General features: G+C 69.3%; 24 protein-coding genes and 1 tRNA gene. 5 read left to right on the plus strand and 20 right to left on the minus strand.

Features of this window, described 5'->3' with window-relative positions:
• Nucleotides 1-2 precede the first annotated feature (2 nt).
• The 10 genes from K3A85_RS02715 to rpsB form a co-directional block, all read right to left on the minus strand.
• Nucleotides 3-695, minus strand: a complete 693-nt coding sequence (locus tag K3A85_RS02715) for an OmpH family outer membrane protein (protein ID WP_225204960.1) — start codon at nucleotides 693-695, stop codon at nucleotides 3-5.
• Nucleotides 695-3,379: an outer membrane protein assembly factor BamA gene (gene bamA, locus K3A85_RS02720; protein ID WP_404822878.1), complete on the minus strand. Its 2,685-nt coding sequence runs from the start codon at nucleotides 3,377-3,379 to the stop codon at nucleotides 695-697. Before bamA ends, K3A85_RS02715 begins: the two co-directional genes overlap by 1 nt.
• Nucleotides 3,380-3,609: 230 nt before the next feature.
• Nucleotides 3,610-4,734 (minus strand): RIP metalloprotease RseP, encoded by a 1,125-nt coding sequence (gene rseP, locus K3A85_RS02725; RefSeq protein WP_225204962.1) that lies wholly within the window; start codon nucleotides 4,732-4,734, stop codon nucleotides 3,610-3,612.
• A complete protein-coding gene (gene dxr / locus K3A85_RS02730) occupies nucleotides 4,731-5,894 on the minus strand; it encodes a 1-deoxy-D-xylulose-5-phosphate reductoisomerase (protein WP_225204963.1) in 1,164 nt (387 codons plus the stop codon). Before dxr ends, rseP begins: the two co-directional genes overlap by 4 nt.
• Complete coding sequence (locus K3A85_RS02735; RefSeq protein WP_225204964.1) at nucleotides 5,891-6,625, minus strand: phosphatidate cytidylyltransferase; 735 nt, start codon at nucleotides 6,623-6,625, stop codon at nucleotides 5,891-5,893. Before K3A85_RS02735 ends, dxr begins: the two co-directional genes overlap by 4 nt.
• Nucleotides 6,612-7,256: a polyprenyl diphosphate synthase gene (gene uppS, locus K3A85_RS02740; RefSeq protein ID WP_263624682.1), complete on the minus strand. Its 645-nt coding sequence runs from the start codon at nucleotides 7,254-7,256 to the stop codon at nucleotides 6,612-6,614. Before uppS ends, K3A85_RS02735 begins: the two co-directional genes overlap by 14 nt.
• Nucleotides 7,257-7,336: 80 nt before the next feature.
• Complete coding sequence (gene frr, locus K3A85_RS02745; protein ID WP_225204966.1) at nucleotides 7,337-7,894, minus strand: ribosome recycling factor; 558 nt, start codon at nucleotides 7,892-7,894, stop codon at nucleotides 7,337-7,339.
• 3 nt (nucleotides 7,895-7,897) lie between these two features.
• The gene (gene pyrH, locus K3A85_RS02750) at nucleotides 7,898-8,620 is read right to left on the minus strand and encodes a UMP kinase (RefSeq protein WP_225204967.1); all 723 of its coding nucleotides are present in this window, start codon (nucleotides 8,618-8,620) and stop codon (nucleotides 7,898-7,900) included.
• A 207-nt stretch (nucleotides 8,621-8,827) separates the two neighbouring features.
• Nucleotides 8,828-9,754, minus strand: coding sequence for a translation elongation factor Ts (tsf, locus tag K3A85_RS02755; RefSeq protein ID WP_225204968.1), 927 nt, complete (start codon nucleotides 9,752-9,754; stop codon nucleotides 8,828-8,830).
• A 124-nt stretch (nucleotides 9,755-9,878) separates the two neighbouring features.
• On the minus strand, nucleotides 9,879-10,634 hold the full coding sequence (gene rpsB, locus K3A85_RS02760; RefSeq protein ID WP_225204969.1) for a 30S ribosomal protein S2: 756 nt from the start codon (nucleotides 10,632-10,634) through the stop codon (nucleotides 9,879-9,881).
• A gap of 526 nt (nucleotides 10,635-11,160) precedes the next feature.
• Here rpsB and K3A85_RS02765 point away from each other — a divergent pair.
• A complete protein-coding gene (locus K3A85_RS02765; RefSeq protein WP_225204970.1) occupies nucleotides 11,161-11,427 on the plus strand; it encodes a hypothetical protein in 267 nt (88 codons plus the stop codon).
• Here K3A85_RS02765 and K3A85_RS02770 read toward each other — a convergent pair.
• The gene (locus K3A85_RS02770) at nucleotides 11,393-12,199 is read right to left on the minus strand and encodes a CDP-alcohol phosphatidyltransferase family protein (RefSeq protein ID WP_225204971.1); all 807 of its coding nucleotides are present in this window, start codon (nucleotides 12,197-12,199) and stop codon (nucleotides 11,393-11,395) included. The genes K3A85_RS02765 and K3A85_RS02770 overlap by 35 nt on opposite strands.
• Nucleotides 12,196-12,945, minus strand: coding sequence for a phosphatidylserine decarboxylase (locus tag K3A85_RS02775; RefSeq protein ID WP_225204972.1), 750 nt, complete (start codon nucleotides 12,943-12,945; stop codon nucleotides 12,196-12,198). Before K3A85_RS02775 ends, K3A85_RS02770 begins: the two co-directional genes overlap by 4 nt.
• A 166-nt stretch (nucleotides 12,946-13,111) precedes the next feature.
• Here K3A85_RS02775 and K3A85_RS02780 point away from each other — a divergent pair, with 166 nt between their 5' ends.
• Nucleotides 13,112-13,324, plus strand: coding sequence for a hypothetical protein (locus tag K3A85_RS02780; protein WP_225204973.1), 213 nt, complete (start codon nucleotides 13,112-13,114; stop codon nucleotides 13,322-13,324).
• A 33-nt stretch (nucleotides 13,325-13,357) separates the two neighbouring features.
• On the opposite strand, the gene K3A85_RS02785 is transcribed toward K3A85_RS02780, so the two are convergent.
• Complete coding sequence (locus K3A85_RS02785) at nucleotides 13,358-14,200, minus strand: alpha/beta fold hydrolase (RefSeq protein ID WP_225204974.1); 843 nt, start codon at nucleotides 14,198-14,200, stop codon at nucleotides 13,358-13,360.
• A gap of 148 nt (nucleotides 14,201-14,348) precedes the next feature.
• Nucleotides 14,349-14,434, minus strand: a tRNA-Tyr gene (locus K3A85_RS02790).
• 183 nt (nucleotides 14,435-14,617) lie between these two features.
• Here K3A85_RS02790 and rlmB point away from each other — a divergent pair.
• Together rlmB and K3A85_RS02800 are read left to right on the plus strand one after the other, a co-directional pair.
• Nucleotides 14,618-15,463 (plus strand): 23S rRNA (guanosine(2251)-2'-O)-methyltransferase RlmB, encoded by an 846-nt coding sequence (rlmB, locus tag K3A85_RS02795; RefSeq protein ID WP_225204975.1) that lies wholly within the window; start codon nucleotides 14,618-14,620, stop codon nucleotides 15,461-15,463.
• A 154-nt stretch (nucleotides 15,464-15,617) separates the two neighbouring features.
• Entirely contained in the window at nucleotides 15,618-16,496 is an 879-nt protein-coding gene (locus K3A85_RS02800; RefSeq protein ID WP_225204976.1) for a hypothetical protein, read from the plus strand.
• A gap of 171 nt (nucleotides 16,497-16,667) precedes the next feature.
• Here K3A85_RS02800 and K3A85_RS02805 read toward each other — a convergent pair whose 3' ends face one another.
• Complete coding sequence (locus K3A85_RS02805; protein ID WP_318248076.1) at nucleotides 16,668-17,108, minus strand: HU family DNA-binding protein; 441 nt, start codon at nucleotides 17,106-17,108, stop codon at nucleotides 16,668-16,670.
• A gap of 55 nt (nucleotides 17,109-17,163) precedes the next feature.
• On the minus strand, nucleotides 17,164-19,569 hold the full coding sequence (gene lon, locus K3A85_RS02810; protein WP_225204977.1) for an endopeptidase La: 2,406 nt from the start codon (nucleotides 19,567-19,569) through the stop codon (nucleotides 17,164-17,166).
• 630 nt (nucleotides 19,570-20,199) lie between these two features.
• Between lon and K3A85_RS02815 the strand changes: the two genes are divergently transcribed.
• Complete coding sequence (locus K3A85_RS02815) at nucleotides 20,200-22,575, plus strand: TonB-dependent receptor (protein WP_263624617.1); 2,376 nt, start codon at nucleotides 20,200-20,202, stop codon at nucleotides 22,573-22,575.
• 3 nt (nucleotides 22,576-22,578) lie between these two features.
• Here K3A85_RS02815 and K3A85_RS02820 read toward each other — a convergent pair whose 3' ends face one another.
• The 4 genes from K3A85_RS02820 to K3A85_RS02835 all read right to left on the minus strand — a co-directional run bounded on the left by K3A85_RS02820 (nucleotide 22,579) and on the right by K3A85_RS02835 (nucleotide 26,508).
• Nucleotides 22,579-23,706, minus strand: coding sequence for an MlaA family lipoprotein (locus tag K3A85_RS02820; protein WP_225204979.1), 1,128 nt, complete (start codon nucleotides 23,704-23,706; stop codon nucleotides 22,579-22,581).
• Nucleotides 23,707-23,867: 161 nt separating this feature from the next.
• Nucleotides 23,868-24,254: a DUF4919 domain-containing protein gene (locus K3A85_RS02825; RefSeq protein ID WP_225204980.1), complete on the minus strand. Its 387-nt coding sequence runs from the start codon at nucleotides 24,252-24,254 to the stop codon at nucleotides 23,868-23,870.
• A 47-nt stretch (nucleotides 24,255-24,301) separates the two neighbouring features.
• Nucleotides 24,302-24,637, minus strand: a complete 336-nt coding sequence (locus tag K3A85_RS02830) for a YbaB/EbfC family nucleoid-associated protein (protein ID WP_225204981.1) — start codon at nucleotides 24,635-24,637, stop codon at nucleotides 24,302-24,304.
• Nucleotides 24,634-26,508: a DNA polymerase III subunit gamma/tau gene (locus K3A85_RS02835; RefSeq protein WP_225204982.1), complete on the minus strand. Its 1,875-nt coding sequence runs from the start codon at nucleotides 26,506-26,508 to the stop codon at nucleotides 24,634-24,636. Before K3A85_RS02835 ends, K3A85_RS02830 begins: the two co-directional genes overlap by 4 nt.
• Between the last annotated feature and the right edge of the window lie 66 nt (nucleotides 26,509-26,574).

Here is a 26,574-nt window from a genome sequence, read left to right on the forward strand (position 1 = left end):
ACTTAACGGCCGGACGGCTTCTTGGTGTTGGTCGCCGGAGCGGCGGCCGGAGCGGCGGCGCCGGCGGAAGCGGCCGCGGCGGCCTGCTGCTGTTCGCGCTGCGCGCGCGGCAGCCAGCCGGCGGGCGGCACGAGCTGGGCCGAAGGCAGCAGCGTGTTGAGCTCGTTCAGGATGTCCTGGTTGAGGTTGTAGACCTGGTCGGCCTTGATGATCCCCTGCGAGTCATAGACGATGGTGATCTTCTTCTTGGTCATCGCCGCCTGGGTCGCGTCGTCGAGCTTGTCGCCGATCTGCTCGAGCACGTACTGCTGCGACAGGTTCAGCGGAGCGAGGATCTGCTGCATTTCCTGCTCGCCGGCCTGCTGGATCTGCTGGATCTGCTCGTACTGCTGCTGCAGCGCGGCGCGGTTCGGGTTGGCCGCCTTCGAATCCGCCTCGAGCTTGGCCACCAGCGGCTTGAGCTGGGCTTCGATCTGGGCCTTGCGGGTGTTGGCCTGGTCGATCTGCGCCTTGTAGGTGACCGGGCGCTGGGTCTGCGCGGTCTTGAAGGCGTTCGACGCGGCGACCACCGCCGGCGGGTTGGCGACGGCGATGCCGGCGGCGATCGTGCCGCCCGGGGTGGTCTGGGCCATGGCCGCGGGAGCAGCCGAAACGAGAAGGCCCGCGATCAGGGCCGAAGCAATGCGGAGTTTCATCAGAACTGTGTTCCCACGTTGAAGGTGAAGGCCTGCGGGTCGTCGCCGTCGACCTTGGAAAGAACCTTGGCGAAGTCGATGCGGAACGGCCCGAACGGCGAGTTCCAGTTCACGCCGACGCCGACCGAGACGCGCGGCTTGGCGGAATTGCCGACGAAGCTTTCGGTGAACTTGCGCGTCACCGAATAACCCGACGGAATGCTGTAGTTGGTCCAGTTGGCCGGATTGGCCGGATCGGGCGTGACCGAGACGTACTTGACGTCGCCGGTCGTGCTGTTCGAGATCTCGAGCACCAGCGGATTGACCGTCGGCCGCTTGACGCTGAACACCGCGCCCGCATCGACGAAGATCGAGGGCCGCAGGCCCAGCTCGCGCGCGCCCGAACCCAGCGGGATCTCCAGCTCGGCGTGGCCGAGGTAGTAGTAGCGCCCGCCGATCGCGTCGTCCTGCCAGTCGTCGCGGTTGGTGCTGGTCACGCCGCCGGTGCCGTCGGTGTTGAGGCCGGTGTAGAACTTGCGCAGCACGCGCGGGCCAACGCCGCGGATGTCGAAGCCGCGCAGCTGCGGCTGGCCGAGGAAGAACCGGTCGGTCAGGCGCACGCCGTCGACCTCGACGCCGTTCTCGTCGTAGCGCTTGGCGAGCGGCTGGATCGCCCCGCCTTCGCCGCGCAGCGAGAACACGAAGCCCTTGCCCACCGAGAAGTACTTGGCGGCATTGGCGGTGATGCGCGCGTACTTCACCGAACCGCCGAGCCCGGCGAAGTCGGTGCCCAGCACGACCGAGGTGCCCCGCGTTGGCCGCACGCGGTTGTCGAGCGTGTCGTAGATCAGCGAGGCGCCGAGGATCGAGCTGGTGCGCTTGCCGATCGCATCGCACAGGTAGAACCCGCCCTTGAACGGATCGCAGGCGCCGTTGGTGTAGTAGAGCGTCTTGTCGAGCGTCACGTTGTCGAAGTTGAGCGTGTAGCGCCCGACCAGCGACATGTACTCGGTCAGCGCGACGCCGACGCGCGCCTGGAAGCCGGTGGTCGCCTGCTTGTAGGTCGTGTTGCGGCTCGAGTTGTAGTAGTTGAAGCTGTTGTAGTCGCGGCGATAGACGTCGATGCCGAACGAAACGTTGCGATCGAACAGGTACGGCTCGGTGAAGCTCAGCTGGATCGAGCGCGAATAGCGCGAATAGTCGACGCTGGCGCCGACCGTCTGGCCGCGGCCGCGGAAGTTGTTCTGCTGGATCGAGGCCTGGAAGATGAAGCTCTCGAGGCTCGAGAACCCGGCCGAGAGCTGGAGCTGCCCGGTCGGCTTCTCCTCGACGTTGGCTTCGAGCACGATGCGGTCGGGCGCGCTGCCCTGCTTCTGCTCGACCTCGAACTTTTCCTGGAAGTAGCCGAGCGACTTGATGCGGTTCGACGAGCGCTTGATCTGGAACGAGTTGAACGCATCGCCCTCGGCGAGGCGGAACTCGCGGCGCACGACCTTGTCCTGCGTCAGCGTGTTGCCGTTGACGTCGACCCGCTCGACATAGACGCGCGGGGCATCGGCGATGCGGAAGGTGACCGACATCGTCAGGTCATCCTTGTTGCGGTCGAAATCGGGGCGCACGTCGGCGAAGGCATAGCCGAAGGTGCCCGCGGTCTCGGTCAGGCTGTCGACCGTGTCCTCGACCAGCTTGGCGTTGTACCAGTCGCCCTTGTGCAGCGCGAGCCGCTTGGCGAGCACCGCGCCGTCGAAGTCGCGCAGCTGGCTCTCGACCTTGACGTCGCCGAACTTGTAGCGCTTCCCTTCCTCGACCACGTAGGTGATGATGAAGTCGCGCTTGTCCGGGGTCAGCTCGGCCACCGCCGAGACGACGCGAAAATCGGCATAGCCCTTGGTCAGGTAGAACTGGCGCAACTTCTGCTGGTCGAAGGCGAGGCGGTCGGGATCGTAGCTCGTCCCGCTCGAGAACAGGCGGAAGGTGCGCGCCTGCTTGGTCACCATCTCGCTGCGCAGGTCGCTGTCCGAGAAGGTCTCGTTGCCGATGATGTTGATCTGGCGGACCTTGGACTTGGGCCCTTCGGTGATCTCGAACACGATGTCGACGCGGTTCTGGTCGAGCATCACCATCTTGGGCTCGACCGAAGCGGCGAAACGGCCCTGCCGCTTGTACAGCTCGATGATCCGCGCAACGTCGGCGCGGACCTTGGACCGCGTGAAGATCTGGCGCGCGGTCAGCTTGATCTCGGGGAGGATCTTGTCCTCCTTCAACCGCTTGTTGCCTTCGAGGATGATGCGGTTGACGACCGGGTTTTCCTTGACCTCGATCGTGATCGCGCCGTTGTCGTTCTTGAGCGAGACGTCGGCGAACAGCTCGGTGGCGTAGAGGTCCTTGAGCACCTGGTCGCCGGCCGACTGGCTGTAGGTATCGCCCACGCGCAGACGGATGTACGACAGGATGGTGTCGGGCTCGAGCCGCTGCGCGCCCTGGACGTCGATCGAGCGGACGGTCTGGAGCGGCGCCGCCGGATCGACCGCAGGGGCCGCGCGCACCGGCGCGGCAGGCGCATCGGCTGCGATCGGAACCGCCTTGCCCGGCTTGGGTTTGGAAGCAGCCTGCGCCGCATCGGGCAGCGCGACGAGCGCGGTGGTCGCGAGCAGGGCCATGGCCAGGGGGGAAACACGCTTCACGGCGGGGGTTGCCCGGGCCATGTCAATTCCAGTCATCACCAAGCGCCATCCCGTATCATCGTGCAGCCGATCGTCGAGGGCTGGTCCCTGCCATCCAGCCCGCCGTCCGGCAATCGCAGCCCTGTGCCCGATGCAGCCGTGCCAATCAAGCAAGCAAGCCCACCGGAACTCGATTAGCCCCGCAATATTGTGAAAAATTCCGCCTTCACCGCCCGGTGCCGGCCGGCCCGGTGATAACGCGGCAAAACGGCCTACCCTCCGAAGAACCCGAGCGATGCGACATCGTTGAGCGTCACGAACAGCATCAGCCCAAGCACCAGCGCAAGACCGGTGCGGAAGGCCCATTCCTGCCCGCGCTGGCTCACCGGTCGACGGCGGACGGCCTCTGCCGCGTAGAGCGCAAGGTGGCCGCCGTCGAGCACCGGGATTGGCAAGAGGTTGATGAACCCCAAGTTAATCGAGATCATGGCGATGAAGAAGACGAACGCCTCCCAGCCCGAGGCCAGTTGCTCGCCCGAATACTTTGCGATCTTGATCGGCCCGCCCAGCTCGCGCACTTCGCGCTTGCCGGTCAGGATCTGGCCGATGCCGGTGACCATCATGCCGATGATGTCGCGCGTCTGGCCGACCGCCGCCGCGGTTGCGCCGACCGGGCCGACGGCGACGCGCTCCACGCTCGCCGGGCCGATGCCGACGAAGCCGATCTTCTGCTCGTTGCCGAAGCGGTCGCGCAGCACCTTGGTGCCCGCCTCCATCGGCAGGGCGAGGCGCGCGCCGGCGCGCTCGATCACCACGTCGAGCGGCTCGCCGGGATGCTGCGAGACCTGCAGCCGCACGTCGAGGAAGCTGTCGACGCCGCTTCCGCGCAACGAAACGATACGATCGCCGACCTTGAGCCCGGCCTTGTCGGCCACCGAGCCTGCCTGGATCGCGCCGATCACCGGCGGCACCACCATCTTGCCGTAGGCGAGGTTGAAACCGGCGAGGATCAGCACCGCGAGCAGCAGGTTGGTCACCGGCCCGGCCAGCACGACCAGCGCGCGCTGCCACAGCGGCTTTGCCTGGAAGGTGCGGTTGCGCTCCTCGGCCGGCAGCGACAGCCAGGCCGGATCGGCCTTTCCGGCCGCGTTCATGTCGCCGGCGAACTGGACGTAGCCGCCCAGCGGCAGCGCCGAGAGCTTCCAGCGCGTGCCGCGCTTGTCGGTCCAGCCCAGCAGCTCCTTGCCGAAGCCGATCGAGAAGCTGTCGGCCTTGATCCCGAACAGCCGGCCGGCCAGGTAGTGGCCGAGCTCGTGGATGAACACCAGCGGTCCGAGCACGAGGACGAACGCCAGCAGGGTGATCAGCAGGCCGGGGGAATGCAGCGCAGGGGTCAACGAACAGGCTCCATCGTCTCGCGCGCCCGGATCCGCGCCTCCCGGTCCACCGCGACGACATCGTCGAGCGAAGCGGGCGCAGGCGGGAGGCCGCGCGAAAGCACGTCCTGCGCACATTGCACGATTCGGGTGAACGCGATCTGACGATCGAGGAACGCGGCCACCGCAACCTCGTTCGCGGCATTGAGCACCGCGGCGGCGGCGCCGCCGGCGATCGCCGCCTCGCGCGCCAGCCGCGTCGCTGGAAAGCGCACCTCGTCGGGCGCGCGGAACGTCAGCTCGCCGATCGCGGCGAGGTCGAGCGGGGCGCAGGGCGTGTCCATCCGCCGCGGCCAGGCGAGCGCCGAAGCGATCGGCACGCGCATGTCCGAGGGCCCCAGCTGCGCCAGCGTCGAGCCGTCGCGATATTCGACCATCGAGTGCACGATCGATTGCGGGTGGACGATGATCCGCAAGCGCTCGACCCCCACCGGGAACAGGTGGAACGCCTCGATGAATTCGAGCCCCTTGTTCATCATCGTGGCCGAATCGACGCTGATCTTGGCGCCCATCGACCAGTTGGGATGCTTGACCGCCTCGGCCGGGGTCGCCTCGTGCAACCGCTCGAGGCTCCAGTCGCGGAACGGTCCGCCGCTCGCGGTCAGCGTGATCCAGCGCACGTCGTCGATGGCATTGCCCGACAGGCACTGGAAGATCGCATTGTGCTCGGAATCGACTGGCAGCAGCGTCGCGCCCGAGCGCGCCACGGCGGCGGTCATCACCTCGCCGGCCGAGACCAGCGCTTCCTTGTTGGCGAGCGCGACGGTGCGGCCCTGCTCGATCGCGGCCATCGTCGGGGCGAGCCCGGCGCAGCCGACGATCGCGGCGACGGTCACCTCGGCGCCACGCGCCGCGGCCTCGACCAGCGCGGCAGCGCCACCCGCCGCCGCGATCCCGCTGCCGGCCAGCGCCTCGCGCAAGTCGGCAAGGCAGCTCTCGTCGGCGACCACCGCGATCTCGGCGCCGAACTCGCGGGCGAGCGCGGCCAGTTCCTTCGCCTGACAGTTCGCGCTCAGCGCCACCACCCGCCAGTCGCGCGGGTTCCGGCGCACGAGGTCGAGCGTCGATGCGCCGATCGAGCCGGTCGCGCCGAGCACGGTGATGCTGCGCGGCGCGCTCACGACGCCGCCCCCAGCGCCCACAGCGTGCCGACCACGATCGCGACCGGCAGCAGCCCGTCGACCCGGTCGAACAGCCCGCCGTGCCCCGGGATCAGGCGCGAGGAATCCTTGACCCCGGCGCGCCGCTTGAGCCAGCTTTCGTAGAAGTCGCCCGCCTGCGCCAGCACCGCGAGCGCGGCGCCCGCAAGCGCGGCAAAGCCGACGTTGGTGATGCGCAGCGCTTCGCCCAGGCTCGGCCCGGTCGGACCGATGGCGGAGACGAGGTAGCCGCCGAACAGCGTCGCAAGCGAAGTCCAGATGCCAGCCGCGGCCATGCCGCCGGCAAGCCCTGCCCAGGTCTTCGACGGGCTGATCTTCGGCGCGATCTTTGGCCCGCCGATCGCCCGCCCGGTGAAATAGGCGCCGGTATCGGTGCAGATGACCAGGCCCATGATGCCGACCAGCAGCGGCGTCGGCATCACGATCAGCGCGAACGCAGCCCAGCCGATGTAGATCGCGCCGGTCAGCACCGCCGCCGACATCTTCGCGGGATCGGGCGCGATCCGCGAAACGAGGCGGACGTATTCGCCGAACACGACCAGCGCGGCAAGGCCGAGGAAGGCGTCGAGCACGAGCCCGCCGCGCCACAGCGCCAGCCCTGCGACCACGAGCATGACGAGCGCCGAGGCCACCCGCACCGGCAGGTCGCTGCGCTTCGCCGCCGGCGCCAGGCTCGGCTCAGCGCCCGCCAAAGCGACGCTCCCGCTGCGCGAAATCGGCGAGGGCCTGCGCGAGGTGATCGGGGGTGAAGTCGGGCCACAGCACGTCGAGGAAGCACATCTCGGCATAGGCGGCCTGCCACAGCAGGAAGTTCGACAGCCGCACTTCGCCCGAGGTGCGGATCAGCAGGTCGAGCGGCGGCATGTCGGCGGTGTCGAGCTCGGCCGCGATCGATTCGACGGTGACCGGCCCCCTCGCCGCCGCCTTGGCCGCGGCGCGCGCGATCTCGTCCTGCGCGCCGTAGTTGAGCGCGATGGCGAGCGTGGTGCCGTCGTTGTCACGGGTGCGCGCCAGCGCCTTGTCGATCAGTTCGACCACGTCGGGCGCGAAGGCCGAATGGTCGCCGATGATCTTGAGCCGCACGTTGTTGGCGGCGAACTCGTCGAGGTCGTCGACGATGAAGCGCTTGAGCAGGCTCATCAGCGCGCCGATCTCGTCTTCCGGCCGGCGCCAGTTCTCGGTCGAAAAGGCGTAGAGCGTCAGCGCCTCGAGCCCCATCTCGCGCGCGGCGCGGACGGTGCGGCGGACCGCCTCGACCCCGCGCTGGTGGCCGAACACGCGCGGCATGTGCCGCTTCTTGGCCCAGCGGCCATTGCCGTCCATGATGATCGCGACGTGGCGGGCGCCGTGCGCCGCAACGCCCCCATGGCCCGGCGCAACCTCGCTCTGGGCCGGCTTCAGCTTCACTTGCCGAGGATTTCCTTTTCCTTCTCGGCCGCCGCTTCGTCCGCCGCCTTGATCTGGTCGTCGGTCAGCTTCTGCAGCTCGGTCTCGGCGCGCTTGCGGTCGTCCTCCGAGATTTCCTTCTTGTTCTCGTCGGTCTTGAGCGCGTCCATGCCGTCGCGGCGCACGTTGCGGATCGCGACGCGGGCCTTTTCGGCATACTGGCTGGCGAGCTTGGCCAGCTCCTTGCGGCGCTCCTCGGTGAGGTCGGGGATCGGCAGGCGCAGGTTGTTGCCGTCGTTGATCGGGTTGAGCCCGAGACCGGCCGAACGGATCGCTTTCTCGACCGGGCCAATGTTCGACTTGTCCCACACCTGCACCGACAGCAGCCGCGGCTCGGGCGCCGAGACCGTGGCGAGCTGGTTGAGCGGCATGCGCGAGCCATAGACCTCGACGGTGATCGGATCGAGCAGCGCGGTGTTGGCGCGGCCCGTGCGCAGGCCGGTCAGGTCGTGCTTGAGCGCCTCGACCGCGCCCTTCATGCGCCGCTCGAGATCGGCCTTGTCGTACTTCGCCATGAATCAGGCTTCCTTCTGAACGATGGTCTGGGTGCCCTGGCCCGCCAGAACGCGGGCGAGGTTGCCCTGTTCGCGGATCGAGAACACCACGATGGGAATGCGGTTGTCGCGGCACAGCGCAACCGCGCTCGCGTCCATCACCTGCAGGTTGTCGGCGAGCACGGTGTCGTAATCGACGGTCTCGTAGCGCTTGGCCGCCGGGTCCTTCTTGGGATCGGCGTTGTAGACGCCGTCGACGCTGGTGCCCTTGAGCAATGCATCGCACTTCATCTCCGCAGCGCGCAGCGCCGCGCCGGAATCGGTGGTGAAATAGGGCGCGCCGACGCCGGCGGCGAAGATCACGATGCGGCCCTTCTCGAGGTGGCGCTCGGCGCGGCGGCGGATCACCGGCTCGCACACCTTGTCCATCTCGATCGCCGACTGCACGCGGGTGGGCACGCCCAGCTGCTCGAGCGCGCTCTGCATCGCGAGCGCGTTCATCACCGTCGCCAGCATGCCCATGTAGTCGGCCTGGGCGCGGTCCATGCCCTTGGCGGCGCCGGCCATGCCGCGGAAGATGTTGCCGCCGCCGATCACCAGGCAGATTTCGAGCCCGCTGTCGCGCGCCGCCTTCACCTCGGCCGCGAGCGCGGCGACGAAGTCGGTGTCGATGCCGAACTGCTGGTTGCCCATCAGCACCTCGCCCGACAGCTTGAGCAGGATGCGCTTGAACGGGGGGAGGCTCATGAACAGGACCGATGCTAGCTGAAGAGGCGCGTTCGGGCGCCCTTATACGCCCAAGGGGGCGCGTGCCAAGGGCATGGCGCAAAGGTTTTGCGCCACCCCGCTACACCCGCGGCAAAGCGCGCGCGGGCCAGATGCGACGATCCCCGCGCGGGGCAGGCCCGGGTCGCCCCGGACCGCCCCGCGCGGGGACCAGCGAAGCGCTTGCGCTTACTTGAGACCGGCGGCCGCGGCGACTTCGGCGGCGAAGTCGGTCTCTTCCTTCTCGATGCCTTCGCCGAGCTGGAAGCGGACGTAGTCGACCAGCGCGATCTTGGTGCCGGCGGCCTTGCCCGCGGCATCGACGACCTGGCTGATCGGGGTCTTGTTGTCCATCACGAACAGCTGGCTGAGCAGCGCGTTTTCCTTGGCGTACTTGGCGACCGCGCCGTCGACCATCTTGGCCTGGACTTCGGCGGGCTTGCCGCTCTCGGCCGCCTTCTCGGCCGCGATCTTGCGCTCGCGGGCGATCAGTTCGGGATCGAGGTCGTCGGCGTTCAGCGCCAGCGGGAAGGCGGCGGCGATGTGCATCGCGATCTGCTTGCCGAGCGGCTCGAGCACGTCGGCGCCGGCTTCGGATTCAAGCGCGACGAGCACGCCGATCTTGCCGAGGTTGGTCGCGGCGGCGTTGTGCATGTAGGGCACGACGATGCCGTTGCTGACCGAGACGTGCTTGATCCGGCGCAGCTGCTGGTTCTCGCCGATGGTGGCGACGTTGTTGGTCAGCTTCTCGGCGACGGTGCCGCCGTCCGGGTAGGCCGCGTCCTTGAGCGCCTCGACTTCGGCAGCGCCGGTCGCGAGCGCGACTTCGGTCGCCTTGCGCACGAAGTCCTGGAACTGGTCGTTCTTGGCGACGAAGTCGGTTTCCGAGTTGACCTCGACGGCGACGCCCTTGGTGCCCGAGACGGCCACGCCGACGAGACCTTCGGCCGCGGTGCGGCTCGATTTCTTGGCGGCGGCGGCAAGGCCCTTGGCGCGCAGCGCGTCGACCGCGGCCTCGAAATCGCCGTTGCTCTCGTCGAGCGCCTTCTTGCAGTCCATCATGCCGGCGCCGGTGCGCTCGCGCAGGTTCTTCACGTCAGCGGCGGTGTAAGCCATCGCAGTGGTCCTTTGTTCTTGAAAACGGGTGAGGCCGCAGCACTTGCCGCGGCCCGTAGGTCGTGTCCGGGTCAGTTCGATGACGGCGCTCCCGCTTGGAGCGCCGTCATGCGAGATCCGGCGATCAGGCTTCGACAGCCTCTTCGGCCGCCGGTTCGTCCATCGCGCCGAGGTCCGCACCCGAAGCGATCATCGCGTCGCGGCCACCCTTGGTGGCGGCGGCGGCAACGGCTTCGCAGTACAGGCGGATCGCGCGGCTGGCGTCGTCGTTGGCCGGGATCGGGAAGGCGATGCCGTCGGGCGAGACGTTCGAATCGAGGATCGCGACGACCGGGATGCCGAGCACGTTGGCTTCCTTGATCGCCAGCTCTTCCTTGTTGGCGTCGATCACGAACATCACGTCGGGAATGCCGCCCATGTCGCGGATGCCGCCGAGCGAGAGCTCGAACTTGTCACGCTCGCGGGTGAGCTGGAGCACTTCCTTCTTGGTGAGGCCGGTGGTGTCGCCCGAGAGCTGCTCTTCCAGCGCCTTGTAGCGCTTGATCGAGCCCGAGATCGTCTTCCAGTTGGTGAGCATGCCGCCCAGCCAGCGGTGGTTGACGTAGTGCTGGCCCGAAGCGCGCGCGGCCTGGGCGATCGGCTCCTGCGCCTGGCGCTTGGTGCCGACGAACAGAACCTTGCCGCCCGCCTGGACGGTCGCCTGGATGAATTCGAGCGCGCGCGCCATCAGCGGCACGGTCTGCGACAGGTCGAGGATGTGGATGCCGTTGCGCGCGCCGAAGATGTACGGCTTCATGCGCGGGTTCCAGCGGTGGGTCTGGTGGCCGAAGTGGGCGCCGGCCTCGACGAGCTGATTCATGGTGACGACGGGAGCCGCCATAGTCTTTTCCTTTCCGGTTGTGCCTCCGGGAAACTGGAACCTGCCGCGGAGGAACCCGCTGGACGGCACCGGTATGTGCGTTTCCCGTGTGGATTTGCCCGGGGCTGGCGGAAACGGACGCGGACTTGCGCCGATTCCCGTCCCGGGCGAGCGCGGCGCCTAGCCGATCGTCACCCCGAAATCCACCGAAATTGTCGGCCTCCCGCCCGGCCCGATCAGCGCCTGCACCGGCGCCGGGGCAATAGCCTGCACCGATTCGGACTGGTGAGCACCCGCGGCGGCGCCGGACAGGGCGTGATCGCCGACCGATTTGCGACGAAAAAACGAATGTTTCCAACGATCATCGCGAAAAAGCGGCGTCCGGTCGCGGAATGTCCTTGACGAGCAAGAACAAAAGGGGAACAAATCGTTCCAACGGCGCAGCGAACGGGAACGCCCGCTCGAAGCCGGAGTTATCCACAGGCAATCCCCCTGTTGTCAAGCGTTTGCGACGAGAGGACTTGCCCGGGTTTGAAAGGCCGATGGAATGCTCGCAGTTCTCGCTTCGCTCGTGATCGCAGGCGCCGGTTTCGCGGCGGTCGCATCGATGCTCCTCACCGTCCGCAGCCAGAAGGGCGCGCTGGCGCGCCTCGTCGGCGAGATGCGCTCGCTCGAGCAGGATCGCGTGTTCCTGGTTCACATGACCGGCGAAGCGCGTCCGGCCTCGCCGCTGTCGTTCGCCCGCCTGCGCCGCACGCCGCAGCGCGCGGTGCGTCGCGCTACTGCCCCGCTGCCGCAGCGCGCTGCCGCCTGACCCTGGCATAGCGCGCAAGCCCGAGCGGCACGAGCGCGAGATAGACCACGCAGATCGCCGACAGCGTCAGCCACGGCTCGGTCAGGAGCGCGGCGATCACCAGCCCAAACAGCGCGATCACCTCGAGCCGGATCGAGCGGCGCGGCCGCATCGCCCCCCAGCCGAGCGTCGCCATGTTCGAGATCATCATGAACGCGATCAGCGCGGCCCAGGCGGCGACCGCCACCGGCTCGCGGAACTCCTCGCGCCCGCTCGCCATCCAAAGGTAAAGCGGCAGGAACGAAAGCCCCGCCCCTACTGGCGCGGGCACGCCGGTCAGGAACCCGGCGCTCTTGTGCGGCTGCTCGGCCATGTCGATCCGCGCGTTGAAGCGCGCCAGCCGCAGCGCGCAGCACACCGCCAGCGCGAGCGCGGCGAACCAGCCGAAGCGCGGCACTTCCTGCAGCGACCAGAGATAGAGGATCAGCGCGGGCGCGACGCCGAACGAGATCGCGTCGGACAGGCTGTCGAGCTCGGCGCCGAAGCGCGACTGCGCCTTCATCAACCGGGCGACGCGCCCGTCGATGCCGTCGAGCACGCCGGCAAGGATCACCGCCAGCACCGCGCTGCGGAAATCGCCGCCGATGGCGAAGCGGATGCCGGTCAACCCGCAGCACAGCGCCGCCGAAGTGATCGCGTTGGGCACCAGCGCACGCAAGGTCAGCCCACGCGGCAGGCGCTGGCGGCCGAAGTCGTCGCCGTCGAGCCGGTCGCCGCCCGGCGCCGGCGTCACTGGCCGACGCCCTCGATCGCCGGCGCTTCGCCGATCCGCGCCAGCACGGTCTCGCCCGCGACCACCTTCTGGCCCATCAGCACTTGCGGCTCGGTGCCTTCGGGCAGGTAGACGTCGACCCGGCTGCCGAAGCGGATCAGGCCCACGCGCTGGCCGGCCGCGACGATGTCGCCGCCCTTGACGAAGGGCACGATGCGCCGCGCGATCAGCCCGGCGATCTGGGTGAAGCCGATCTTCACCCCGTCGCTGCGCTCGACCAGGAAGTGCTGGCGCTCGTTCTCCTCGCTCGCCTTGTCGAGGTCGGCGTTGAGGAACTTGCCGGGAATGTAGACGACGCGACGAATCGTGCCGCCGATCGGGGTGCGGTTGATGTGGACGTCGAACACCGACATGAAGATCGACACGCGCGTGACCGGCGCCTCGCCCATGCCGGCAATGCCGCTGCCGTCGTCGGCGGACAGCTCGCGCGGGGGCGGCACCTTCTGGATCAGCGTGATCAGGCCGTCGGCGGGCGAGATCACCAGGCTGTCGTCGCGCGGGGTGACGCGCACCGGATCGCGGAAGAAGGCGAGGATGCCGAGCGTCAGGCCGCCGAGCGGCCAAGCCAGCGTTTCCCACGCCATGAAGGCGCAAAGCGCGCAGACCGCTGCGGCGATCAGCGCGAACTTGCGCCCTTCGGGATGGATCGAGGGCCAGGACCAGCCTGCGCTGCCGCGACCCCGGTTATCGAGTATGTCTCCGGGCATCGCACCCATCTAGGCGCTGCGGGCGGCGGCGACAAGCGCGGCGCGAAATCCGCGCAGTTCGCGTCGCAGGGCGCCGCAAAACTGTCGGAAAAATACATTTATCAATGTTTTAGCCGGGATATGTAACATTTCGGGGGCGCGGTCCCCCAGGTTGCGGAGCACCGGGTTGCCTCATCGTTCGCTGGAAATCTGCCCCGATTGCCGGCTTCCGGTGTCCGAATGCGATGCGATCATGGTCGCGCGCGGAGTCGCCTTGCGCTTCCTGCGCGATTACGCAGGCTATGCCCAGGACGAGGCGCTCGACGCGCTCGAACGCAGCATGCCGGTGGTCTATCACCACCACCAGCCAATCGACTGCGCGCGCCCCTGCCCCAGCTGAAGCCGGTTCGACCTTACGCGGGCAAGGGCGGCATCACGCGGGCAAGGGCGGCATCACGCGGGTGAGGAAACCGATCGTGGCGGCATTGAACAGGTCGTTGCGATCGCCCGCGACCATGTGCCCGGCGCCGCCGATGTCGGCGACCTCGAGCGTCGGCACCCGCCGGCGCAAGTCCTCGACGCCTTCGTCGGTGACGATGTCCGACTTCATGCCGCGCACCAGCAGCGTCGGGATGCGCCTGCCCCAGTCCGACGCCGCGAGCATGTCGGGGATCGTCTGGTGGTCGCGGTCGCCCTGGATGAAGCGCGGGTCCCAGTGCCAGCGGAACCGCCCGTCCGCGCCTTCGCGCAGGTTCTTGCGCAAGCCGTCGAGCCTCGTCGGGCGCGGCCGGTCGGGATAATAGGCCGAGATCGCGTCCGCCGCCTCCTCGATGCTGGCGAAGCCGTCGGGATTGGCGGTCATGAAGCCGACGATCCGCTCGACGCCGGCCGGCGCGAGCTTGGCGACGACGTCGACCAGCACGATCGCAGCCGGCTCCAGCCCGTGGCTCGCCGCCGCCATCGCCGAGAGTCCGCCGAGCGAGGCGCCGACGAAGGCATAGGGCCTGCCCGCCGCCGCGATGATGCAGCGCAGGTCCTCGACCCGGCGCAGCAGCGAATAGTCGCCCGCGGGCTCCCAGTCGCTTTCGCCGTGGCCGAGCAGGTCGTAGTTGAGCACATGGTATCCCGCCGCGGCGAGATCCTGACCCGCGCGATCCCAGCTATGCCGGGTCTGCCCGCCGCCGTGCCCCAGGATCACCGTCGGCGCGCCCTTCGGGCCCAGCTCGTCCGCGGTAATCGCGATCCCCCCCGTGACCGGGATTCTTATCGTGTTCATGGCCGCCAAGGTGACGCAGCCGTCCCACCGGCGCAAGACCAATTAATCGCTCGATTAAGCGCGGCGAAACCGCCGGACGCCGACGGTCATCGGCGCGGTCGCTGATGGACAAGACCGATGGCGAATTACGCTGGCGGTGTAAGGCTGGTGGTGGACAGGGCTAGATTCGAACTAGCGTACGCTTGCGCGGGCAGATTTACAGTCTGCTGCCTTTAACCACTCGGCCACCTGTCCACACCAGATTGCCGGTGCGAGGCGTTTCCCCGTAAGAGGTTGGCCCCATTTTTCGAGCGCCGCAGGGGCGCCGTCCGGCCGAGAGAGGCGCCCCTTTGGCGAAGCATCGCTTGCCTGTCAATGGGTCGGCTGGCATGGGCCGCGCGATATTTTCGGCAAGTCCCCAGCAGGAAGGTAATCGCCATGCCCCCGCACAATCGCGACCGTGACCCCGCCGCAAGGCCCAACCGCGCGCTGCGCGGCCGCGCCGGGCGGATGCAGGGCGGGCGTGGCTCGGGCCGCGGCAGCGCCGGCGCGGTCCGCCTGTGGGGCCGCCACGCGGTCGAAGCCGCGCTGACCAACCCGAATCGCACCGCCAAGAAGCTGTGGGGCACGCGCGAGGCGATCCAGGCGATGCTCGACGACCACGACGCCGAGCTGCCCTCGTCGCTCCCCGTCGAATATGCGCAGGCCGCCGACCTCGCCCGCCTCGTCGCGCGCGATGCGCCGCACCAGGGGCTGGTGCTCGATTGCTCGCCGCTCGACGACGTCGCGCTCGACGACGTGCTCGACGAAGCCGAGGGCCGCACCCTCGTCGTGCTCGACCAGGTCACCGATCCGCACAACGTCGGCGCCATCCTGCGCAGCTGCGCCGCGTTCGAGGTCGCCGCGATGATCACCCAGGATCGCCACGCCCCGCCCGAATCGGGCACGCTCGCCAAGGCCGCCTCGGGCGCGCTCGAGACCGTGCCGTGGGTGCGCGTGGTCAACCTCTCGCGCGCGCTCGAATCGATCTCGGAGGCGGGCTACTGGCGCATCGGCCTCGACGGCGACGGCACCGCGACCTTCCCCCAGGCCGTCCCGGCCGGGCCGGTCGCGCTGGTGCTCGGCGCCGAGGGCGAAGGCCTGCGCCACAACGTCGCGCAGCACTGCGATTCGATCGCGCGCCTGCCGATCAGCTCGGCGATCGAGAGCCTCAACGTGTCGAACGCGGCGGCGATCGCGCTCTACGCGGTGGCGACGCGCGCCGCGCTCGACGACGAGGACTGAGCGCGCCGGCCGCATCCTCCTCGCGCCCGCTTCCGGGCCCCCCTTCTGCCACCCCCCCCCGCCCCCCTGCCCCCGCCTTCGCTCTCGCGCCGGCCGGCGCCGTGCGGCATGGTGCGCCCGCCACGCCGCTGCTCGCAAAGGGGACCCGAGCGCCATGACCTTGACCACCATCCGCAATGCCGCCGCGGCGATCGTCGCCGCGCTCGCGCTCGCTTCGTGCATGCTCCAGCCGGGGCGCTTCACCAGCGACCTCACGCTCAACCGCGACGGCACCTTCGCCTTCCGCTATGCCGGGGAGATCGTGCTGCTGCCGCTCGCCCTGCCGCCCTCGGCCGCGCGCAACGGCAGCAGCAGCACCGACGGCAGCCGCACCGGCAGCGAGGATACCGTCGAGCAGTTCGTCGAGGACACCTGCACCACCCCGGCGGGCGAATCCCGCGCCTGCACCGCCCGCGAGATCGCCGACCAGCGCGCCCGCTGGCAGGCCGGGCGCGGCCGCGACAAGGCGGCGCGGCAGGCCGAGGAGGCGCGCAACGCCAAGGCGATGGCGGCGCTGATGGGCGGGCTCGATCCCACCGATCCGCGCGCCGCGCAGGAATTCGCCGCGCGCCTGTCGCGCCAGCAGGGCTGGACCTCGGTCGTCTCCCGGGGGAACGGCCGCTTCGACGTGGTGTACGAGACCACCGGCCGGCTCGACCACGACTTCAGCTTCCCGGTGATCGAGCGCCTGCCGATGGTCGTGCCCTTCGTCACCGTGCTGCGCCGCAAGGACGGCACGGTGCGCATCGATGCGCCGGCCTTTTCGCCCGCCGCGACCAACCCGCACCTGCCCGGACTGGTCGATGCCGCCGCGGGCAAGGACGCGCCGGTCGTGCTCGACGGGCGCTTCGCCATCCGCACCGACGGCGAGGTGCTCGCCAACAACACCGACGAGGGCCCGCACCCCGACCCGGCCGGCGCCCAGCGCCTGTCGTGGAAGGTCGATGCGCGCACCGCCGCGGCGCCGACCGCGCTCGTCCGGCTGGCGCGCTGACGCGCCCGGGGGATGGCAGGCCCGTTGCGCCAGCTTCCCCGCCGGCCGACGCGCGCCGACCCACGGCCATGAAAAAAGGGCCGCGCCGGATGCCGGCGCGGCCCTTTCGATGTGGTTTCGCTTCCCGTGCCGGCGACCCGAAGCCGGACCCGCGGAAGCAGAACGCGCGTCTTAGTTGACGGCGTCCTTGAGGCCCTTGCCGGCCTTGAACTTCGGCTGGGCCGAAGCCTTGATCGACATCGGTTCGCCGGTGCGCGGGTTGCGGCCGGTCGAGGCCTTGCGCTTGGCGACCGAGAAGGTGCCGAAACCGACCAGGCGCACTTCGTCGCCCTTGGCGAGCGCGGCCGAGACGGAATCGAACACGGCTTCGACCGCCTTCGTGGCATCCGCCTTCGAAAGGCCGCTCGCGTCGGCAACAGCGCTGATCAGATCGTTCTTGTTCATTGCGGAACCCCCTACCTTTTCTTGGGAAAACTGCGGTTTGGAATCGCCTTTCGGGTGCGCGGGAAGAGAGACGAGAAAGAATCGGCTGTCAAAGGATAATGCGACGAAAAACCGCCGTTTATCCCCGGAATCCCGTCGAATCCCGGCAGCAGGCGCCCCGCGCGCAATTTCCTTGCGCGCGGGGCCACCCCTGCATTTGCCCGCAAACGCCTCGGGCGCGCGCTCAGTGCGCGGTTTGCGCCGCGGTCGGCCCGCCGATTGCCGGCGCCGGCTGGCTGGCGAGGTCGTCGGCCTCGGTCCATTCGATCGCTTCGGGCCGGGCGACCAGCGCGCGCGCCAGCACCTCGTCGACGTGGGCCACGGGCACGATCTCCAGCCCGGCGAGGATGTTGGCCGGAATGTCGGCCAGGTCCTTGCGGTTCTCCTCCGGGATCAGCACCGTCTTGATGCCGCCGCGCAGCGCGGCGAGCAGCTTTTCCTTCAGGCCGCCGATCGCCAGCACGCGGCCGCGCAGCGTGACCTCGCCGGTCATCGCGACGTCGGCGCGCACCGGAATCCCGGTCAGCGTCGAGACCATCGCGGTGACCATGCCGATCCCCGCGCTCGGCCCGTCCTTGGGCACCGCGCCCTCGGGCAGGTGGATGTGCAGGTCCTTGCGCTGGAAGATCGAGGGCTTGATGCCATAGGCGGGGCTGCGCGCCTTGACGAAGCTGAACGCCATCTGGACGCTTTCGCTCATCACTTCGCCGAGCTTGCCGGTGGTGCGCACCGCGCCCTTGCCGGGGACGGTCACGCTTTCGATCGTCAGCAATTCGCCGCCGACCTCGGTCCAGGCAAGGCCGGTGACCGCGCCGACCTGGTTCTCCTCGTCGGACACGCCGTGGCGGAACTTGCGCACCCCGGCGTAGTCGGCGAGGTTCTCCGGCGTGACCACGACGGTCTCGGCCTTCTTCTCGAGGATCTGGCGCAGCGCCTTGCGGGCCAGCCGCGCGACCTCGCGCTCGAGCGTGCGCACGCCGGCCTCGCGGGTGTAGTAGCGGATCAGGTCGCGCAGAGCCGGCTCGGTCAGCTCGAACTCCCCGGCCTTGAGGCCGTGCGCCTCGATCTGCTTGGCGATCAGGTGACGCTCGGCGATCTCGACCTTCTCGTCCTCGGTATAGCCCTCGAGCCGGATGATCTCCATGCGGTCGAGCAGCGGCTGCGGCAGGTTCAGGCTGTTCGCGGTGCACACGAACATCACGTCCGACAGGTCGATGTCGACTTCGAGGTAGTGGTCCTGGAACTTGGCGTTCTGTTCGGGGTCGAGCACCTCGAGCAGCGCCGAGGCCGGATCGCCGCGGAAGTCCTGGCCGAGCTTGTCGATCTCGTCGAGCAGGAACAGCGGGTTGCTGGTGCCGGCCTTGCGCAGGTTGGTGACGATCTTGCCCGGCAGCGAGCCGATGTAGGTGCGCCGGTGGCCGCGGATCTCGGCCTCGTCGCGCACGCCGCCCAGCGACTGGCGCACGAACTGGCGGCCCGTCGCCTTGGCGATCGACTTGCCGAGGCTGGTCTTGCCCACGCCCGGCGGGCCGACGAGGCACAGGATCGGCCCCTTGAGCTTGTTGGTGCGCGCCTGCACCGCGAGGTACTCGACGATGCGGTCCTTGACCTTGTCGAGCGCGTAGTGGTCGGCATCGAGGATGCCCTGCGCGGCGGCGATGTCCTTCTTGAGCTTGCTGCGCTTGCCCCACGGCAGGCCCAGCAGCACGTCGAGATAGTTGCGGATGACGGTCGCCTCGGCGCTCATCGGCTGCATCGTCTTGAGCTTCTTGAGCTCGGCCTGCGCCTTGGCGCGCGCTTCCTTCGACAGCTTGAGGCTGTCGATCTTGTCCTGCAGCTCCTGCAGCTCGTTGGCTTCCTCGCCGTCGCCGCCGCCCAGTTCGCTCTGGATCGCCTTCAGCTGCTCGTTGAGGTAGTATTCACGCTGGGTCTTCTCCATCTGGCGCTTCACGCGCCCGCGGATCTTTCGCTCGACCTGCAGCACGCCGAGCTCGCCCTCCATGAACGAGAGCACCATCTCGAGCCGCTTGAGCGGATCGCTCTCGGACAGCACCGCCTGCTTGTCGGCGACCTTGGCGGCAAGGTTGGCGGCGACCGCGTCGGCCAGCTTGCCCGGCTCCTCGATGTCGCCCAGCTGCGCGCCGGCGTCCTGCGGCAGCTTCTTCGAAAGCTTGGCGTATTCGCCGAACTGCTCGACCACCTGGCGCATCATGCCCTCGACCTCGGGGCCTTCGACCTCGTCGGCCTCGATCGCCTCGACCTGGGCGACCAGCATCGGCCCGTTGGCCCCGGTCTCCTCGCGCAGCGCCTCGATGCCCGCGCGGCGGTGGCCCTCGACCAGCACGCGCACGGTGCCGTCGGGCAGCTTGAGCAGCTGCAGCACCGAGGCGATCACGCCGGTGTCGTAAAGATCGTCGCGATCGGGATCGTCGCAGCCGGGGTCGAGCTGGGCGAGCAGGAAGATGTCCTTGTCGCCGGCCATCGCCGCCTCGAGCGCGGCGACCGACTTCTCTCGCCCGACGAACAGCGGCACGACCATGCCGGGGAACACCACGATGTCGCGCAAGGGGAGCAGGGGATAGAGATTCATCTGTTTTCTTCCGTCCAGCCGCGCAAACGGGCCACGAATGCCCCGGCGGCGCTTGTCCCGGATATGGGAGGCGGCGGCGCACCCTGCAATGGGATGTGCCACAAGGGTTGTGGATGGCCCCTTACCATCCGCAAGAGCACCCATACCGCTGCATTGGTAATGTGATATTAGGTATGAATGCGCATTTGCGGGCCGCCCGCCTTCGCGCCCGCTTCCGGATCGGCTCCGCAGGGCGCAATGATCCGCTCCCGTACAGTCATCATCGGCGGCGCCGGCGCGAGCTGCCGCTTGTCGATGCCTCGGGGGCCGAGGGGATGCCCGGCCGGTCCAGGCCTGAGACTTCGACCGGCTCGGCGACGACGCCCGGTCGCGCGAAAGCGTGCGGCTCGCGCGCCACCTCTTTTCTCGCCAGGGCAATTGTTTACCGCAGGCCTGCCGCACTCGCAGCTCGACGCCGCGATCCGCGACGTCACCTTCGTCCCGCGCCTTGGCGACCGCCCGCTCGCGCACCTCCTGCCCTTCGCGCAGTCACTGGCCCGCTGCCCTGCCGATCAGGGCGTAACTCCTTAATTAACGGAATTAATTCTTTCCCGTTTGCACCGCGTCGCGCCCGATTCTAGGCGTCTCCGGATGCGGGGGAGGAATAAAGGACCGGGCGATCGGGGTTCGCGACCCGCGCGCGCGCGCCTGGCGGCGCTCGTGACGGCGCTCGCGGTCGCCGCCGGCGCGCCGCTCGCCGCGCAGGCGGAAACGGGCGAGCGCGGCGCAGCGTCCCTGCCCGACCGGAGTCCCCCTCCCGAACAGATCGTCGTCTCGGCGCCCGGCGGCGACGTCGACCGCGACGATGCGCTCACCCTCGATCGCGCCGCCATCGCCCGCGCCGGCCGTCCCGACCTGCTCGGCGCGCTGAGCCGCGACATCGCCGGGATCACCCTGCAGGACGTCCAGGGCAATCCGTGGCAACCGACGCTCGCCTACCGCGGCTACCTCGCCTCGCCGTTGCAGGGCGAGGCGCAGGGCCTGGCGGTCTATCTCGATGGCGGACGCTTCAACCAGCCGTTCGGCGACACGGTCGGCTTCGACCTCCTGCCCGACGCGGCGATCGCCAAGGTGACCCTGCTCGATTCGAGCCCGGTGTTCGGCTTCAACGCGCTCGGCGGCGCGCTGGTGATCGAGACCGCCACCGGGCGCAGCGACCCGGGCTTTGCCATGACGCTGTCGGGCGGCAACTACGGACGACGCGAAGCGAGCGTCTCGGCCGGCGGCGCGGGCGACCGCTTCAGCTGGTTCCTCGCCGGCCAGAACCGCCGCGAGGACGGCTGGCGCGACCACAGCCCTTCGCAGCTCGCCAACCTCTTCGCCGATCTCGGCCTCGACGCGCCCGGCGTCGGCGGCCTCCACGCCAAGCTGCTCCTCGCCGAGAGCGACCTCACCGGCAACGGCGCCGCGCCGGTCGAGCTGCTCGCCGCCCGGCGTTCCGCGGTCTATACCTGGCCCGACCGGTCGCGCAGCCGCTACGCCCGCGCCAGCCTTCATCCCACGCTCGTGCTCGGCCGGCACAGCCGCATCGAGGCGACGCTCTACGGCCAGATCGTGCGCCTGCGCGGCCTCAACGGCGATACCGCCGAAATCGACCCCTGCCTCGAGGACTCGAGCGAACTGTGCGCCGAGGACCTCAACGACGAGGAAGCCCTGCTCCCGGGCATCGGGATCAGCGCGGCGAAGATCCGCCCGGCGCGCGCGCCGATCTACGGCGTGCTCAATCGCGCCGCGCTGCGCACCCGCAGCGGCGGGGTGCTGGTGCAGCTGATCGACCAGCGCCCGCTGCTCGCCGGCACCAACCGCCTCGCCGTGGGAATGAGCCGCGATGCCGGCACGACGCGCTTTTCCACCGCGGTCGAGGTCGGCCTGATCGGCGAGGACCGCCAGGTGACCGGCACCGGCCTCGATGTCGCGCCCGGCGGTCCGATCGGGCCGGTCGCACTGTCCGCCGACAATGGCGCCTGGGGCCTTTTCCTGTCGGACACGCTGCCGTTGCTGCCGGGGCTCGCGGTCGAGCTGGGCCTTCGCTGGAACAGCGGCACGATCCGGCTCGAGGACCACCTCGGCGACGATCTCGACGGCAGCCACCGCTACCGGCGGCTGAACCCCGGCATCGAGTTCGACTGGAAGGTCGGCCGGGCGCTGACCTTGCGCGCCGGCTATGCCGAAACCAACCGCATGCCCACCCCGGCCGAGCTGTCGTGCGCCGACGAGGAGGCGCCGTGCAGCCTCGCCAACTTCTTCGTCGCCGACCCGCACCTCGAACAAGTCGTGGCGCGCAGCCTCGAAGCCGGCGCGGCGGTCTCCGCCTCGCTCGGCGGCTGGACGGTCGACGGGCTGCTTTCGCTCTACCGCACGGTCAACCAGAACGACATCCAGCACGTCGCCTCGCGCGTGCCGGGCCGGTCGTGGTTCACCAACATCGGCCGCACCCGGCGTCAGGGTCTCGACGCTTCGCTCAAGCTGGCCCGCGACGGCTGGCGCATCGCCGCGAGCTACGCCTTCGCCGATGCGACCAGCCTCTCCGCGCTGACCCTGTCGAGCCCGCAGAACCCCGGGGCGGATCCGGTCACCGGCACGATTCCCGTGCGGCGGGGCGATCGCCTGCCGGGGATCCCGCGCCACAGCGCCACGCTTTCGGTCGACTTTACCGCAAGCACCTTCGGCCTGGGCGGCGACCTCGTCGCGCGGTCGAGCCAGGTCCTGCGGGGCGATGCGGCCAACCTCGTGCCGCCGGTTCCGGGCTACCTGATCGCCAACCTGCGCGCCCATGTCGCGCTCTCGCGCGGGCTTGCCCTGACCGGCGAGGTCCAGAACCTGTTCGACCGGCGCTATGCGACCTTCGGCACGTTCGGCGAGATCGACAAGGTCCCGCTTCCCGAAGCGCCAGACGCCACCAGCAGCCGGTTCGCCGGCCCCGGCGCGCCGCGGCGCTGGACCGTGGGCCTTGCCGCGACGTTCTGACGGTCAGCGCGGGTCCGGCAGCGGCTGGACCACCGGATTGGCCACGAACGTCGGCGCCGGGGCGGAAGCAGGCGCCGGGATCGCAACAGCCGCCGGGGCAGGCGCAACCGGGGCCATCGCGGCGGGCGCGGGCTGCACCGCCGCCGCGGGCGCAGGCGCAGGCTTGCGGTCACGGCCGCGCAAGTGGTCGATCTCGGCCTGGCGCTGCGCGAGGTAGGCCTTGCGGTAGGAGCCGTAGGGATCGTCGGCATCGCGCATCCGGCGCAGCTCGGCATCGGTCTGCACCCGGTCGTCGAGCGACTTGATCACGTTCGAGCTGACCACGTAGGTCGGGTCGGTCAGCGGCTTGCCCACCGCCAGCGGCAGCAGCGCCCGGTCGATGGTCAGCCCGAACAGGTCGCGCACCGTGGTCGGCCCGACCAGCGGCAGGAACAGGTAGGGGCCCGGTCCCACGCCGTAGTAGCCCAGCGTCCAGGCAAGGCCGTTGCGGCGATAGGGCAGGTTGAACGGCTTGCGCCGCGCCACGTCGACGAGCCCCGCCGCGCCCACGGTCGAATTGATGGCGAAGCGCCCGACGGTCTCCGCCGCCTTGCCCGGCTTCAGCTGCAGCAGGAAGTTGAGCGCGATCGCCGGCTCGGTCAGGTTCGACAGGAAATTGCGCAGGCCCGCGCGCACCGGGCTCGGCAGCGCCTTGCGGTAGCCCATCGCCATCGGCGCGACGAACTTGTCGTCGACCTTCTGCACCACTTCGTAGGACTTGAGGTTGACCGCCTGCATCGGGTCCTGCGGCGGCGGCTTGCCGTGCCCGGCGACGACGATCTCGCCGCCTTGCGCATCGCCCGCGGGCGTGGTCGCGGGGGCCGCGTCGGGCGCGCCCGCGCCGGCGCCGCCCTGCGCCCCTGCTGCGCCGCCAATTGCTCCTTCCGCGCCGGCAGGCCGTGCGTTCGCGGCGGAAGGGGTGTCGGCGGAAGAGGTGTCGTTTGCGCCGGTCGGCCCGGGCAGCGCGATCGGAGGCACCACGATCGGAGGCTGGGCGGCGCTGGGCGACTGGGTTCCGGGCGCAGGGGTCGGCCCGGCAGGCGCTGGCGCAGCGGCCAGGGCTGCGGCTGCAGCCAGTATGGTCAGGCTCAAGGCAGTTCTGCTCCTCGTGCGACGACGGCGCCGGGCGGTGTCGGTCCCGGCGCCATCGAGGGTCACGCCTTACAGAAAACTGTCACAGTGTCGACATAGCTGTAACGGCAGTATGACGGGCCGTCGCCGGAGCGTCTTGCGGGCGCGCCCGGACGAGGCGGCTAGCGGTGCCCGCGGGCCGCCTTCCCCGAAGTCTTCCCCGAAGCCTTCCCCGAACCCTTCCCCAACAGCGAAAGGTCGAACCACATCTTGCGGATCTCGCCGGTCGCCACCACCCGCACCGTCAGCACGTCGAACTTGCCGCCTTCGGTCACCGACTCCTGCGAGATCGGAGTGGCGCCGCGAAAGTTGACGATCGCGTATTCGTCGCGCAGCCGGGTGATGCGGTAGGCCGTCTCGCGCGTCTCGCCGTCGCTCTTGTCCATGATCGCGCGCAGCCGCGGCGTCATCTTTGCCGCCGGCCCTACCGAAACGACACTGGTCGTCGCCGGAACCTCGGGTTCCGAAGTTGCCGCCGCCAGAGCCAGCGCCGCAATCAATCCGAACATGCCTTACCCCCCTGCTGTGATCGTTGCCGACGGCGCGCCGTCGCTGCTCAGAACGGCAGCTTGAACCCCGGCGGGATGCCCGCCGCCATCTGCACCTTCTGCATTTCCTCGCCCGCCGCGGCGTCGGCCTTGGCGCGGCAGTCGTTGAACGCCGCCGCGATCAGGTCTTCGAGGATGCCCTTTTCGGAAGCCACGAGCAGGCTGTCGTCGACGCTCACGCCGATCACCCGGCCCTTGGCCGAGGCGCGAACCTTGACGAGCCCGCCGCCCGCCGCGCCTTCGACCTCGATCGCATCGAGGCGGCCTTGCGCGTCCTCCATCTGCTTCTGGATCGTCTCGGCCGCCTTCTGGGCGGCCTGGATCATTTCTTCCATCGACTTCATGCGCGTCTGCTCCAGGCTTTTCGGGAATGCTCGAGCGAGCTTTCCTCGTCGACGATCTTCGCTTGCGGAAACGCGGCAAAGGCCGCCTTCACCAGCGGATCGTCCATCATTTCGGACTCGGCCTGCCTTTCGCGCAGTTCCTTCGCCTCGACAAGGCTCGGCAGCGCCACCACGCCGTCGCCGGCCTGCCCGCGCTCGACGATCCAGGGCGCGCCGGTTGCGGTCTGCAGCGCCTTGCGGATGTCCTGCGTCGGATCGCCCGGCAGCCCCGGCGCCTGCTCGTAGCGCAGGAAGCCCTGCCGCAGTTCGATCACCCGCACCGACAGACGCATCGACGAACCGGTCAACGGCGACATCTGCTCGACCTGCTCGACCAGCGCCTCCCAGTCGAGCGCGACCGGCACCGACGCGGGCGCGGTCATGAAGCCGGTCGATCCGCCTGCCGCCCCTGCTGCGGCCCCCGCCGCCGCCCCTGCCGCCGCGCTGGCAGGATCGCCGGCCGGTCCCTGCACGACCACCGGTCGCGCCGCCAGTTCCTCCAGCTTCTTCACCAGCCCCGAAGGGTCGGGCATGTCGGCCGCGTGCAACACGCGCAGCAGCGCCATCTGCGCCGCCGCCAGCGGGTCGGGCGCGCTGCGCACTTCGTCGTGGCCCTTGAGCATCAGCTGCCACAGGCGGTGCAACTGCCCCGCGCTCAATGCCTTGCCCCAGTCCTCTAGCGCCTGCCGCTCCTCGGCCGAGCGCGCCTCGACCGTGCCCGAGACTTGCGCCACGGTCACCTTGTGGACCAGGTCCATCTGCGCGCGCATCAGCGCCACCGGCTCGATCCCCAGCGCGTACTGGTGCGCGACTTCGGCCAGCAGCGCATTGCCATCGCCACTCAGGATCGCCGCGAACAGGCGGCGCTGCATCGTCTTGTCGGCGAGGCCCAGCATCTCGCGCACCGCCTCGGCGGTGACGCGGGTCGGGCCTTCGCCGCCGGTCGCAAGGTCGGCATGGCTGATCGCCTGGTCGAGGATCGAGAGGCCATCGCGCACCGATCCCTCGGCGGCGGCGGCGACCATCGCCAGCGCCTCCTCGTCGGCCTCGACCCCCTCCTTGGAGCAGACCATCGCGAAATGGCTGGCGAGCAGCGCGGGCGGAATGCGCTTGAGATCGAAGCGCTGGCAGCGGCTCAGCACCGTCACCGGCAGCTTGTCGACCTCGGTCGTCGCGAACAGGAACTTCACATGCGCCGGCGGCTCTTCGAGCGTCTTGAGCAACGCGTTGAACGCATTGCGGCTGAGCATGTGGACTTCGTCGATGATGTAGATCTTGTAGCGCGCGCTGACCGCGGCATAGCGCACCGCCTCGATGATCTCGCGCACGTCGTCGACACCGGTGTGGCTCGCCGCGTCCATCTCGATCACGTCGATGTGCCGCCCCTCGGCGATGGCGACGCAAGGCTCGCACACGCCGCACGGGTCGATCGTCGGCCCGCCCTGCCCGTCAGGCCCCACGCAGTTCAATGCCTTGGCGATCAGCCGCGCGGTGCTGGTCTTGCCGACCCCGCGGATGCCGGTCATCAGGAAGGCGTGCGCCAGCCGCTCGCGCTTGATCGCGTTGGCCAGCGTCTGGACCATCGCGTCCTGCCCGATCAGTTCGGAAAAGGTCTGCGACCGGTACTTGCGCGCCAGCACGCGGTAGGGCGTTGCCGGTGCGGCCACTGGCGCGGGCTCGGCGGTCGGCGCGGGCTTGTTGACCGGCGCAGCGGGCGCAGGCGCGGGATCGCCGAACATCGACGCCTGTCCCGCTGCCTCGAGTTCCTCGGCGCTCGGTCCTGACTCTTCCTGCTCGGGAAGATCGCCAAACATGTCGGTGGATTCGCCCATTGCCACATAGGTAGGACCTCGCCCCCGGCTTGTCGAACCGGTTCGGACGACTTCGTCGTGGATTGC

Origin of the sequence: Novosphingobium huizhouense (assembly GCF_020179475.1) — a bacterium.
Classification (GTDB): domain Bacteria; phylum Pseudomonadota; class Alphaproteobacteria; order Sphingomonadales; family Sphingomonadaceae; genus Novosphingobium; species Novosphingobium huizhouense.